Source organism: Methanoregula sp. (assembly GCF_049686655.1).
GTDB lineage: Archaea > Halobacteriota > Methanomicrobia > Methanomicrobiales > Methanospirillaceae > Methanoregula.
The window spans coordinates 1-12,864 of sequence record NZ_JBAVIG010000022.1; the positions used below are offsets into that span (position 1 = coordinate 1).

Annotated in this window: 15 protein-coding genes; 5 read left to right on the plus strand and 10 right to left on the minus strand. The window is 55.9% G+C overall.

Annotated features, from left to right (window positions below):
• The 4 genes from WBL42_RS02920 to WBL42_RS02935 all read right to left on the minus strand — a co-directional run.
• On the minus strand, positions 1–338 hold a 338-nt coding region (locus tag WBL42_RS02920; RefSeq protein WP_424719769.1), incomplete at its 3' end, for a flavodoxin family protein.
• Positions 339–369: 31 nt separating this feature from the next.
• A complete protein-coding gene (locus WBL42_RS02925; RefSeq protein ID WP_424719770.1) occupies positions 370–1,188 on the minus strand; it encodes a nitroreductase family protein in 819 nt (272 codons plus the stop codon).
• 33 nt (positions 1,189–1,221) lie between these two features.
• Positions 1,222–1,827, minus strand: a complete 606-nt coding sequence (locus WBL42_RS02930) for a flavodoxin family protein (protein ID WP_424719771.1) — start codon at positions 1,825–1,827, stop codon at positions 1,222–1,224.
• Between the two features lie 4 nt (positions 1,828–1,831).
• Entirely contained in the window at positions 1,832–2,395 is a 564-nt protein-coding gene (locus tag WBL42_RS02935) for a flavin reductase family protein (protein WP_424719772.1), read from the minus strand.
• A gap of 170 nt (positions 2,396–2,565) precedes the next feature.
• Between WBL42_RS02935 and WBL42_RS02940 the strand changes: the two genes are divergently transcribed.
• The 4 genes from WBL42_RS02940 to WBL42_RS02955 all read left to right on the plus strand — a co-directional run bounded on the left by WBL42_RS02940 (position 2,566) and on the right by WBL42_RS02955 (position 6,122).
• Positions 2,566–2,955: a winged helix-turn-helix transcriptional regulator gene (locus WBL42_RS02940; RefSeq protein WP_424719773.1), complete on the plus strand. Its 390-nt coding sequence runs from the start codon at positions 2,566–2,568 to the stop codon at positions 2,953–2,955.
• Between the two features lie 120 nt (positions 2,956–3,075).
• A complete protein-coding gene (locus WBL42_RS02945) occupies positions 3,076–3,906 on the plus strand; it encodes a pyrroline-5-carboxylate reductase family protein (protein ID WP_424719774.1) in 831 nt (276 codons plus the stop codon).
• An 89-nt stretch (positions 3,907–3,995) separates the two neighbouring features.
• Positions 3,996–4,709, plus strand: a complete 714-nt coding sequence (locus WBL42_RS02950; protein WP_424719775.1) for a DNA alkylation repair protein — start codon at positions 3,996–3,998, stop codon at positions 4,707–4,709.
• Positions 4,710–4,817: 108 nt separating this feature from the next.
• Entirely contained in the window at positions 4,818–6,122 is a 1,305-nt protein-coding gene (locus tag WBL42_RS02955) for a serpin family protein (RefSeq protein WP_424719776.1), read from the plus strand.
• A 135-nt stretch (positions 6,123–6,257) separates the two neighbouring features.
• Here the strand turns inward: WBL42_RS02955 and WBL42_RS02960 are convergent, their stop codons facing one another.
• Entirely contained in the window at positions 6,258–6,611 is a 354-nt protein-coding gene (locus tag WBL42_RS02960) for a hypothetical protein (protein WP_424719777.1), read from the minus strand.
• Between the two features lie 200 nt (positions 6,612–6,811).
• Here WBL42_RS02960 and WBL42_RS02965 point away from each other — a divergent pair, with 200 nt between their 5' ends.
• Entirely contained in the window at positions 6,812–7,336 is a 525-nt protein-coding gene (locus tag WBL42_RS02965; protein WP_424719818.1) for a flavin reductase family protein, read from the plus strand.
• A 73-nt stretch (positions 7,337–7,409) separates the two neighbouring features.
• Here WBL42_RS02965 and WBL42_RS02970 read toward each other — a convergent pair whose 3' ends face one another.
• From WBL42_RS02970 to WBL42_RS02990, 5 genes are all read right to left on the minus strand, one after another.
• The gene (locus tag WBL42_RS02970) at positions 7,410–9,623 is read right to left on the minus strand and encodes an adenosylcobalamin-dependent ribonucleoside-diphosphate reductase (RefSeq protein ID WP_424719778.1); all 2,214 of its coding nucleotides are present in this window, start codon (positions 9,621–9,623) and stop codon (positions 7,410–7,412) included.
• Positions 9,624–9,879: 256 nt separating this feature from the next.
• Complete coding sequence (pdxT, locus tag WBL42_RS02975; protein ID WP_424719779.1) at positions 9,880–10,485, minus strand: pyridoxal 5'-phosphate synthase glutaminase subunit PdxT; 606 nt, start codon at positions 10,483–10,485, stop codon at positions 9,880–9,882.
• A complete protein-coding gene (gene pdxS, locus WBL42_RS02980) occupies positions 10,475–11,371 on the minus strand; it encodes a pyridoxal 5'-phosphate synthase lyase subunit PdxS (protein ID WP_424719780.1) in 897 nt (298 codons plus the stop codon). The genes pdxT and pdxS overlap by 11 nt, the downstream gene beginning before the upstream one ends.
• Entirely contained in the window at positions 11,368–12,309 is a 942-nt protein-coding gene (gene cbiB, locus WBL42_RS02985) for an adenosylcobinamide-phosphate synthase CbiB (RefSeq protein WP_424719781.1), read from the minus strand. The genes pdxS and cbiB overlap by 4 nt, the downstream gene beginning before the upstream one ends.
• Positions 12,291–12,860 carry a DUF7524 family protein gene (locus WBL42_RS02990; protein WP_424719782.1) on the minus strand — a complete coding sequence of 190 codons (570 nt, stop codon included), beginning with the start codon at positions 12,858–12,860 and terminating at the stop codon, positions 12,291–12,293. Before WBL42_RS02990 ends, cbiB begins: the two co-directional genes overlap by 19 nt.
• Positions 12,861–12,864 lie beyond the last annotated feature (4 nt).

A 12,864-nucleotide genomic window follows, 5' to 3' on the forward strand; every position in this document is an offset into this window, starting at 1 on the left:
GTGTAGGTGAGGTACGGGAAGAGCAGCCGTTCCATGAAACACCGCATCTCCCCGGTCACGTTGCCGAAATAGATCGGTGAGCCGAGGATGAGAGCGTCCACTGCTTCTATCTTTTCAAGGACGGGCGTTAGTTCATCCAGCATGGCACACTTCCCGTAACTCTTCCCGCCTTTCAGTTTGCAGGCAAAGCAACTGGTGCATCCCTTGAAATCCAGATCATAGAGATTGATGAGTTCTGTCTCGGCTCCCTCAGAGGCAGCGCCGTCAAGGGCGTGCCGGAGCAGGGTTGCCGTATTCCATTTCTTTCGCGGGCTTCCGTTGATTGCAATAACGTTCATTCTCGTGTTCTCCTGTTTTCTCCGTGCAGGCTTACTGCCACGTCACCTCAAGGGGTTTCCGTCGTGGGATTCCGTAGACCTTGTACTGGGGGTAACCAAACATCATCGCGTACGCGGATTTCCGTCCTGCAGGGATATCAAGTTCCTTCTGCAGCGGTTCATAGGACGTAGAGGCCATGGCGAGAAATCCTGCCCAGCAGGTGCCGATGCCAAACGCCGGTGCCGCGACATCGAAATGCGTGAGGGCGATGATGGCATCAACGGATGCAACCGGGTTGCCCTCCGGTATAGTAGCGAAGAGCAGATGCGGGGCGCCCCGGCAGACAACGTCGTGTCCCTCTTCCCACGCTTTGAGCAGCCCCGGCACATAGCCGCTCATCGGGTGATTGGAATCTGCAAGGGTCTTCATCCACCCGATAGTCAGCCCTGCGATCTTTCTGACTTTTTCCGGGTCATGAACAACGATCCACTGCACCGGCTGGCCGTTGCCTCCTGATGCCGCGTACCGGGCGATGTCAAGCACCTGCCCAATCTTCTCCCTTGGCACGGGATCTTTCGTGAAGTGCCGCACGGACCGGCGCTTCTTCAGGTAGTAAGCCATATCATCGGCAGCAATGGTGCCGGCACTGCCCGGCAGGGGCACTTTCTCATCGGGCCTGACGTTAAGAAGGAGTGCCTGAGACGGGCAGGAGATTTCGCAATGGCCGCACTGGATACACATGCCGGCTTTTGCTTCCTGCACTCCGGGAAGGGTGTTCTCATCCGCCGGATCAACGATGGACATCGGGCAGACGACAGAGCAGATCCCGCACCGGGTGCAGAGATCCTGGTCAACAAGTATCGTGGTCATGATGGTTTTCCAATGGTGTATTCTGGTCCGTTTTCAGTGTTTTTTCATTTTTTTAACGGAACCGTCCTGTTTTTTCATCAGCTCCAGCAGCCATGCCATGCTCTTACCGGTATCCCGTGCCCAGGCCATGCCCTCGTCATCATTCATCACATCACCGATATTTCTCCCGACCCCGATGGGTGGCAGGCCCGGAACCACCATCCCGCTGATCAGCAGGAAATGGAGGAGCGAGTCGAGCGTATGCATGGCCCCGGCACGCCGGACCGCGATGGCTGCGGATCCTACCTTGCGCCGGAACAGACCCCCGTTTGCCATTGAGACGAAACCGGCCCGGTCGACCAATGCCTTCATCTCGGCCGTAATATCCGTGAAATAGACCGGGGAGCCAAGGATGATCCCGTCAGCCTCCGCCATCTTCCCGATACAATCGTTCACGATATCGTCATCGATAATACACCGCTTGTCCCGGTTCTCGAAGCATTTCATGCACGCGGTGCACCCGCGGATCTTCTTTCCGCCGACCTGAACGAGTTCCGTGGTGATACCTTCCTTTTCGAGTTCCTGCAGCACCTGACCGATCAGGATCCTGGTGTTCCCTTCCGGCCGCGGGCTGCCGTTAAATGCAACAACCTTCGTCATTTCATCACACCATTATCAGATTCTTCCCGGCACTCCACGCATCTCCGGCGTACTTCCCGAGTTTCCAGTACCGGTTGTCCGGCATGGTCAGGAAGAGCGGATCGATCTCCGGGAAGTCGGGCTTTCCTTCCGTGATCACCCTGCCATCCGCATATGCTCCTGCAATCTCGCCGATGAAGAGCGTGTTGGTCGGCAGCGGGACGGTCTGGACAAGCCGACACTCCAAGGTGACCGGGCAGTCTTTGATCATCGGGGCTGTTTTCAGCGAACCGTAGAACACGTCGAAGACCCGTGACTTGTCGGTCTTCTCACCAGATACCATCCCGCAGTAATCGGTCTTCTCCAGGAGGGATGAAGACGGGATATTCACCGAGAAAGTCTTTGTCTCTGCAATACCCTTCGGGGTATAGTGATGGTTCCCGATCCCGCAGAGGATCATCGGCGGGTTCGCGTTCGCCCGTGCGCACCAGCCCACGGTCATGAAGTTGTCCTTCCCCGCAACCTGTGTTCCCACGAGGATCACCGGCATCGGGATGAAAAAATTCGGTCCGATCTGTTTCTTTTCCATGTTTTCCTCACTCCTCCCGACATGCAGAAGATCCTGACAGGAAGCCATAAGCAGGAGGCATACATACTATTCTTCTGTAAGGGCGCACTGAACCATTAAGATAAAATCTGCCTTAAGTGAATATATAAGAAATACAGTTAATAAAGTAACAAGCTTTCATTGAGGTAACCATGACCTATACCAAGAACGGTAAGACCTATCACTGCCCGGTCGAGGCGGCACTGGATGTGATAGGCGGCAAATGGAAGCCACTTATCCTCTGGGCTCTCGGAGACAACGTGATGCGCTTTGGCGAACTGCAGAGGGGGCTGCCTGGAGTCAACGCCAAGATGCTGACAAAACAGCTCCGCGAGCTCGAGAATGACGGGGTTATTACCCGGACCGTCTATCCCGAAGTGCCGCCCAGGGTGGAATATTCGATTACAGAGTTTGGCAGAACCCTCATCCCAATCCTGCAGGCTCTTTGTACCTGGGGAGCACACTATCTCGGGATCGAGGAGGGCGTAAATATAGATGGTTCTTCATACCAGTGCCCTGCAAAAGGCCGGAAAAAGAACTGATAACCTTCGGGAATCGGGATTATTCACCTGTCGAAGAATTACGCAGTCGTTTTTTATCGCGCCTGGCATTCATCGGGATCCTACCTTTTATTCTCCTGTACTTCCCACGATTAAGAGAACATGACACGCTACGGGTTTATCGGCACGGGTTCCATGGGCAGCATGCTGATCAGGCACTTCATCCGGACAGGTGTTGCCGCACCGCAGGATATCTCAGCGTGCAGTAAGACGGGGGCATCCGCACGGGCCCTTGCCACCGATACAGGCATTACCGTAAAAGATTCGGACTGTGATGTGGCACGGGATGCTGAGGTACTGTTTATATGTGTCAGGCCCCTCGATGTCCATGGGGTGCTTGCAGGGATCCATGACGTGCTTTCAAAGAACACCCTTCTTATCTCGATCGCCAGCTGCGTGACACTTGCTGACCTTGCCGCATGGTCGGTGCCGGGCGCACGGTGCGCCAGGATCATCCCCAGCGTAACAGCGGAAGAGCACTCGGGAATCTCGCTTGTGGCATGGGGCAGCTGGGTTACACCGGAAGACAAGGAACTCATCTTCTCGCTCTTCTCGGCAATCGGGACGCCCGTGGAGATCGAGGAGAAGCATATCGAAGTGTACTCGGATCTCACCAGCTGTGCACCAGCACTGTTTGCTGCCATGATGCAGGAATATGCCGCCGCCGCAGTGCGGAAGGAGGGCGTCCCTCCGGCCCTTGCGGAGTACCTTGTCCGGCATACCCTGATCGGAACCGCGTGGCTCCTTACCTCAAAAGATACAGGTTTCGAGACGATTATCAGCCGTGTAGCGACCCGGGGCGGCATCACCGAAGAGGGCGTGAAGATACTGCGCAGCAGGCTGCCGGTAGTATACGATGAGCTACTCGATGCGACGCTTGAAAAGCACGAGATCATCAAGCAGACCATCGCCATTCAGAATAAAGAAAACTGACCTGCAGAGGAGACCTGAACGCAGCAGGATGCAGCTTCCCCCCCCGCATGCGGCATCCCTTTATCCCCCTCAGGTCCCCATCTTTTTTCATGGACCCGGTCATCGCACACATCCGGCAGGAACTTGAAGCTCTGGCAGATCCGGAGATCCAAAGAACCTCAAAGCGGTTTTTCAAAGAGGATATCGCATGCTACGGCGTGAAAACTCCGACAGTCATGAGAATAGCGAAAAAGTACTGGAAAGAGATCGGGATACGGGACAAGCAGGAGATCTTCGTGCTCTGCGAGGAACTCTACCGGTCAGGGCACATCGAGGAATCCTTCATTGTCTCGAACTGGACCTATGCCCTCTCCGGACAATATGAGCGGGAAGACCTCGCGGTGTTCCGGCGCTGGATCGAGACCTACATCACCAACTGGGCATCGTGCGACGGGTTCTGCAACCATACGATGGGCGACTTCATCGAACAATATCCGGAATACGTAGACGAACTGAAACGCTGGACGCAGTCGGAGAACCGGTGGATGCGCCGTGCAGCAGCAGTCTCGCTCATCGTCCCGGCCAAACACGGGAAGTTCCTCTCCGAGGCCATGGACATTGCGGACCTGCTGCTGATAGACGGGGACGATATGGTACAGAAAGGCTATGGCTGGCTGCTGAAGGAAGTGAGCCGGAAGCACACGCAGGAGATCTTCACCTATGTTATGAAAAACAAGAGAGTGATGCCCCGGACTGCGCTACGGTACGCCATTGAACTGATGCCCGGGAATCTGAAGGCCGAGGCGATGGTGAAAGACTGGTAGTCCCGGTTTTTCATACCGGAAACGCTTGTATTCCTCCCATTTTTCATACCTGCGAAAAAACCCGCATTTATCGCCAGATTTAACACCACCGGGCTGCAATTTTTCCCCATGGAAAACACTGCGCTGGCGCTGCTGGTATGCTCCTTCCTCCTGGTTCTCGGGATATCACTGGCAGGATGCACCGGCACTCCGGGAGCCAACGGGGAGATAATCCCACCATTACCCACCCAGTCATCTGTCGTTATATCCCCCGCACCGGGAAACACTACGGGTGTAAGTGAGGCAGACAACCAGTTCTCATACGATCTCTACCAACAGCTGGCAAACAGGCCGGGCGCTTCCGGGGGAAATATCTTCTTCTCCCCGTATTCCATCTCGTCCGCCCTGGCTATTACCTATGAGGGCGCCCGCGGGACAACTGCCGATGAGATCAGGTCGGTCTTCCATTTCCCTGCCGATGACACGATCCGGAGGCAGGGATTTGCTTCCATCAACGGAGTAATTAACAGCAGGGATTCCGGTTACAGCCTGGATACAGCAAATGCTCTCTGGGCGGAAAAGACGTTTGCGTTCCTTCCGGAATACACCGGCATTGCCGGACAATGGTATTCAGCCAATGTCACCAACCTCGACTTTACCGGTCAGCCGGACAACTCCCGCCTCGCGATCAACAGCTGGGTCGGGGAGAAGACGAACAATAAGATACAGGATCTCCTGCCACCGGGTTCTGTCACTTCCCTGACCCGGCTCGTGATCACGAATGCGGTGTACTTTAAAGGTACATGGGTGAGGCAGTTCGATGCGAACATGACGCAGGATGCCGGGTTCCGGGTGTCTTCCGATACTACAACCACCGTCAAAATGATGCAGAGAACGGATGATGATGCCAGATACCCTTATACCGAGAACGGGGATGTGCAGATGCTGGAGATGCCGTATGCCCACAGCAGCGGGGCAGGCCTGTCCATGATCGTCCTCCTTCCCAAGGGAGATACCCTGAGTGCCGCTGACCAGTATCTCAGCCCGGAAAATCTCTCTGTCCTAGAGCAGTCTGCTTCGACCCAGCGGGTTAAGGTATTCTTCCCGAAATTCCAGCTTGGGACCCAGTACTCGCTCCCTGCAGTCCTCGGAGCGATGGGGATGCCGACCGCGTTTACCAGTTCGGCGGACTTCTCCGGAATGGACGGAAGACAGGATCTCCTGATCAATGACGTGGTCCACAAAGCGTATGTGGATGTGAACGAGGACGGTACGGAAGCAGCGGCAGCAACTGGTGTTGTCATGAATATGGCGGCAGTCCGGGGGGAGGGCCCGGTCCCGGTATTCCGGGCAGATCACCCGTTCGTCTTCCTGATCCGGGATAACAATACCGGCACGGTCCTCTTTATGGGAAGGGTTACAAACCCTTCCTGAATGTGCTGCAGAACCTGAGCGCGGGTGGTACCTCACGGGCGCACCCTGTTTCCGGTCCTTCTTTTTCTCAATTAGGGTTCTCTGGTGTTTCTCAACGGAAATCTAATAAGAGGCCCTGCAGTTCTGACTAGCTCTTTAAAGCCGTTCTTTCATAAGGAGAATAAGGTCATTGAGATCCCTGCACCGGTTGAGTTCTTCAGTGCTGATGAAGACCGCCAGTCCGGTTCCTTCCTGGACAAGCACAACAGGAAAGGTAGTCTTGTGGTTCCCGAACTCCGAAGAGAATGCATTCCTGTCCAAAAACCGCGACGGAACCCCCAGATCCTTGATGAAACGCTTCCACTCTTTCTTCATCCCAACCGGGCTGTGGGTAATCGCGCAGAGCGGGCAGATGTCTGTCCGGGAGCCAACTGCCGTACCGGCGGAATAGTCCCTGAGGGCCTGCAGCACCCCGCTGTCTGTGTTATAGACAAAAAGAAGGGTTTTCAAACCAGGCATATACGATCCCTCTCTTTTTCACGTTTTATAACTTGGGATAACGACAGGATTTGTCAACATAACACTACCGCGGGTTCCCCTGTGATTCCAGCCGGGAAAATTCTTCGGACATCCACTTCCCGGAGGGCCAGTGCATACTACCGCAATCCTTATCGATACCTGATCCTGACTACTATCCGGACGTGGCAGCTATGATGAAGACACTCTCCCAAAACGAAGCGTTTGCCCGCTCTGCACCGATGGTATACACGGTGGTCACGAGCATGGATGAACAGGGAAAGCCCAATGCCCTCGGTGTCTCATGGGTGATACGGACCTCTTTTGAGCCGTTCCTTATGCTCATTTCCATCGACCACAGCCGGTACTCCCATGCCGGGATTCAGAAGAACCGGGAGTTCGTCATCAACTATCCTGGTCCCGACCAGAAGAAAGGGGCATGGATCTGTGGCACAACGACTGGCCGGAACAGCGACAAGATAAAAACGTCCGGCCTCTCATTCATCAAATCCGAAAAAGTCAGGCCGCCGACTATTGACGGGGCTGCAGTTGCGTTCGAGTGCCAAGTGATCAGCGAGTTCGAGACCGGTGATCACACGGTCTTTATCGGGAAAATCGTCGCGACACGGGGGAACCCGGAAGATGAGCGACACCTCTATGTGACGGCACAATTCCAGCTCTATCCTCTCGACAATACGCTTGATGAATCGGAACCGTAACGCTTTCCTTCCGGATACCGGGACAGGTTCCCTCGCCCGAGGAGCCCTTTCCAAAACGAAAGGTTGCCTGATATCAACTGCAGCCTGTCCAGCCGCAGTTCTTGCAGATCCCCTTGTTGCAGCCTTCGCCAAAGTCCAGAGGCTCGTTGCATTCCGGGCAGGCGTGCTTTCCCACCTCGCGTAAGTCCCAGTCCCTCAGGGTCGTGATGCTCTGGTTCTTTGCCGAGAGCTCGATGCAGCGCCCCACAACATCGGCACAAGAATGGCCTTCCGATGACGGGTTCTTGATGGCGGATATACAGTTGACCTTGGCAAACTGCTTGACGAATTTCTGATAAGGAACTCCATTCTGGAGCCCGGTACTGATTGCACGGCCGAGCGCGCTGCTGTTTGCGTCGCAGCCCCCGCTCCCGACAGTCCTGATAAAGATCTCCATTGGTTTTCCTTCATGGAGGTTCACAGTCACGTAGAGCCGGCAGCACCCGGACTGGCAGAGATAGGTCCTGCCGGACAGTTCCCGGGGCCGGTCTATCGAGAGGGAAGGGATCTTCTCCGGCGCATTCCTGCCGGCAACCGGCACAGCTTCAGGGAAGGGCGCCGGCCTGGGAGCGGTCTCCTTGAGGGAGAGTACCACATCTTCCCTGCTGCCGGTCCGGTAGATGGTGATACCCTTGAGTTTCAAGGACCAGGCCATGAGGAGGGCTTCTGCACAGTCGTCCTTGGTCGCTGAAGACGGCATGTTGATGGTCTTGCTGATGGAGGCATGGACATGTTTCTGGAACGCGGCCTGCATCAGGATATGGTCCTTCCAGCTGATGTCCAGTGCTGTCTTGAAAAGCGATCGGAATTCCTGCGGGAGCCAGTGCAGGTCCTGCACCGTCCCGGTCTCGTGGACATGGGCCAGGACCTCATCACATTTCTTCTGCAGCTCTGCACCGGTGAGCCCGTGGCCGGAAAGAGTGCTCTTCAGCCGGTCCCGGAAGACCGGGTTTACGATCACAAAGGTCTTGCCCACGGTATTCTTCCGGGTGTAAGCAAACGAGAAGATCGGTTCGATCCCGCTCGAGCACCCGGCGAGGAGGGAGATTGTGCCCGTGGGGGCAATTGTGGTCATGGCCGCGTTCCTGACCGGGAATTCCTTCCAGATGCTTCCCTGCCATGCCGGGAACGGGCCCATCTTTTCGGCACGCCGGCGCGATTCGTCGACAGCAGTCTCGGTTACGACCTGCATGATCTGCTCGCACCAGGCCCGGCCTACGGCCGAGTCATAGGCAAGGCCAGCCATCAGGAGGGCATCGTGGACGCCCATGAGCCCAAGGCCGATCTTCCGGGTCCTCCGTGTTGCATCGCCGATCTGCGGGATGGGGAAAACATTCCGCTCGATGACGAAATCGAGGAACCGGGTGGCCATGCGTGCAGTCTCCCGGAGTTTGTTCTCGTCAAGAACACCATTGTTCACGCAGGCTGCGAGGTTGATGCTGCCGAGCACGCAGCTCTCGTACGGGAGCAGCGGCTGCTCCCCGCAGGGATTGGTGGTGTCGATCTCGCCGAGCTGCGGAGTCGGGTTCCGTCGGTTGATCTCATCAAAGAACAGGATGCCCGGCTCGCCGTTCTTCCAGATCCCATCAACGATCCCGGTCCAGATCTGGCCAACCGTAACCGTTTCCCCGGTGTGCGGATGGGTGATCCAGACGGTCTCAAACTGCTTGCGGGAGACGAGGTCCATGAACTTGTCATTGACCATAACGGAAATGTTGAAGTTGGAGAACTCGCCTTCCTTGGTCTTTGCATTGATGAAGGGGAGGATGTCAGGGTGCCAGACATCGAGGATCCCCATGTTCGCCCCTCGACGGCGGCCTCCCTGCTTGATCACCTCGGTCGCGGCATTGAAAACCCGCATGAATGATACGGGGCCTGATGCCACCCCGTCGGTCGACTGGACAGGTGAGCCCTCCGGCCGGAGGTGCGAAAAATTATACCCGGTTCCCCCGCCGGTCTTGTGGATGATTGCACCTTGTTTCATGGCATCGAAGATACCATCGATCGAATCAGTGACCGGTAGCGTGAAGCAGGCGGAGAGCTGGCCGAGTTCGGTGCCGGCGTTCATCAGGGTCGGGGAATTGGGCAGGAAGCGCAGTGACTGCATGGCCTCAAAAAAGCGTTCTTCTTCCACTTTGTCATCAGCAAGGGCTGATGCAACACGGTGACAGATATCCTCAAACGACCGTTCCCCTTTCCGGAGGTAGCGTGCGGAGAGAATGCTGTCGACAATAGGTGATGCACTCATGAGTATCCCGGATTGTTCCTTTGGCTGTATATGAATTTCCACAGCAGAGTGGTATATCTTATTCCCATTTTTTTAAAATGTAGGCTGGGGTCCTGCCCGCCGGTTGAATCTTCTCTTTTGAGTGGTATCCTTAAGTTAAAAACCGTTTCCAATCGGGCATTTCAGCTTAAGAAAGTTGTGCCCGGGGCAAATGATACAGGTGTTCTTTCCCTGCATTTCGAACCGGTCGAAATCCGGTTCCTGAAAAATGTGAAAATTATTTTTTCTGCCGGGTGATCCCGAGTTTTTGCAGGAACCGTTCGTGAAGCCGGGTATCATCACCCAGTTCCGGGTGAAACGAGAACGCCACGTGCTTTCCGTGCTCGAGGGCAACAATTCCCTGATCGACACGGGCAAGGACCCTGACACCCGTTCCGACTGAGGTGACAACAGGTGCCCTGATGAAGACTGCATGGAAGGGATCCCCCTGCAGGCCTTCAACCGCAAGATCGGCTTCAAACGATTCCCGTTGCCTGCCAAACGCATTCCGGTCAACTGCCATCTCGATGAGCCCGAGCGGGTGGATCCGTGGATCGTCAACTGTATTTGCCAATAGTACCATGCCTGCGCAGGTAGCAAAGATGCCACCATTGAAGCTACGGATCGGCTCGTAGAGCCCGTTCTTGTCAATGAGGCGGGAGATGGTCGTGGACTCCCCGCCGGGAATGGCAAAGGCGTGGCAGTCTGTGAGATCTGCCGGGCTCCGGACCTCAAAGACCTCGGATGACGACCCGTGGCCCATCCGTTCAAGGGCCAGCAGGAACGCATCGATATGTTCGCTCACGTTCCCCTGGAGTGCCAGAACGCCGATCTTAGCGTCCACGGGTCTGGAGCACCTCGTCGTCCCTGAGCTTGTGGATATCGAGCCCGGGCATTGCGTCGCCAAGGCCGTTGCTGACTTTCGCGATCACGTTTGGATCATCGAAGTGGTTGACCGCTTCCACGATTGCTTTCGCCATCCGTTCGGGGCTCGAGGACTTGAAGATCCCTGATCCCACGAAGACACCGTCAGCACCCAGCTGCATCATCATAGCTGCATCCGAGGGGGTGGCGATGCCACCGGCCGAGAAGTTCACGACCGGCAGCCGGCCGCGCTCAGCACATTCAAAGACGAGGTCCGCAGTGGCTTCGATCTCGCGGGCATAATCTGCCATCTCCTGCTTGTCGAGGCCCCGCAGCATCCGGATCTCGCCCATGATTGTGCGCATGTGCCGGACTGCTTCGACTACATTGCCAGTGCCGGCCTCACCTTTGGTCCGGATCATTGCCGCGCCTTCATTGATCCTGCGGAGCGCTTCGCCGAGATCGCGGGCACCGCAGACAAAGGGGACCTTGAACTGTTTCTTATCGATATGGTATTGCTCGTCCGCGGGGGTCAGGACTTCACTCTCATCGATCATGTCTACGCCGAGGACTTCCAGCACCTGGGCTTCTACAAAGTGACCGATCCGGACCTTGCCCATGACCGGGATGGAGACCGCCTCGATGATCTCGATAACCTTCTCAGGGTCGGCCATGCGGGCAACACCGCCCGCTTTCCTGATATCGGAAGGCACGCGCTCAAGCGACATGACTGCGACTGCCCCGGCTTCCTCGGCGATTTTCGCCTGTTCGGCATTCACTACATCCATAATGACGCCCCCCTTCTGCATGGATGCAAAGCCGCGCTTGAGAAGCTCAGTGCCAAATCTCAGTTCTTCCAGTTTCATATGCCAATATTATTGATCGTCGCTCCCAATAAAAAGAGTACGCAACAGGCAATTATTGCATACATCAGGGTGACCGCCCGGGTCGCCCTGATAATGTCGGAACCCCCTTCGTCGAGTGTCCGGGTGCCGTCACCAATGGTATACACTCCCGGCTTTTCAAACCGGATGCCTGTCCCGCCTGCCATCGCAGCCATCACGATCCCGCCATTGAACCCGGGGCGCTTGAGACTGTCGCGGCACATCACCTGCCATGCATGGGAAGCTGTCCCCCGGCCGGCAAACCAGATGAGTAGCAGGAGAACGGTGATCCGGGCCGGGATATAATTGAGAATATCATCTGTGCGTGCGGGCCACCACCCGATCCGCTCGCGCTCATCGTGGTACCCGAGCATCGCATCCATAGTGTTGATTGCCCGGCAGGCCGCTGCGCCAGCGAGACCAAAGAGGGAGAACCAGAAAAGCGGCGAGATGATGCTGTCCGTGAGGTTTTCGGTCATGGACTCGTAGCCTGCCGAGAGGATCTGATCCCGGTCAAGCTCCGCTGTATTCCGGGACACAAGCAACCGGACTTTCTCCCTGCCGGTTTCAACGTCCTCATTCAGGGCAGATACTACGGCAAGGGTGTGCTCTTCGAGCGAGCGCCAGGCAAAACAGCATTTGAGCAGGAATGGCGCCACTAATAGGTAGAGAAAACACGGTGCCAGTGCAGTGAAAAGAATGAACGGCAGGGTAAACAGGAAGACGGTGAGTACCCATAACAGGACACCTGCAATCCGCTGGAATCTGACGGGATAGTATGCCGGTTTTCCCCAGAGCCCGATAAAGGATCCAAGGAGGGCAACCGGGTGATACCGGGAGTGGGGGTCACCGATCAACCGGTCCACGACAAGCGCACAACAGAGAACGACTGCTACGAGCGTTACTGCTGGCGGTACCATGTGTAAAGAGCCCCGATGATAAGTGTGATAAATGAGGCAATATTGAGGAATTCAATTCTTGTATAGAGCCAGGTGCAGTACATGATGAGTGCAATACCCATCATGATCATCAGGAGATGGGGCCGGCCTCGGGCAACAGGCTGGAGGGGGAATTCTTCCGGAGCCACCGGCCGAAGGACCGGTGGTTGAATGACCGTTACCTGCAGCTGGGACTTCATCCCACCATACCCTGAAATGATCTCCAGATCAAAGAGGCCTTCCTGACTCTCTTTCCTGATAGGGAGGGTGAGCACCGATTCATCTACCACATACATGTTCTCATGGAAAAAATCGGAGTACATGCTGGCGTTTGAGGTGGTGATGGTAATATGGATTGGCGCTCCCCGGTTTAGAAAACGCATCCGCAGGCTGCCCCCGATCTCCGCGATGATCTTCTCCCGGGGCAGATCAATGGAGTTTATTCCGCTACGGTTGAGGTACACTTCGTAGGTGCCTTCATTTTCCCCTTTACCGGCAGACACCAGCATCATGACAGGTAACGGGAGATCCATCCTT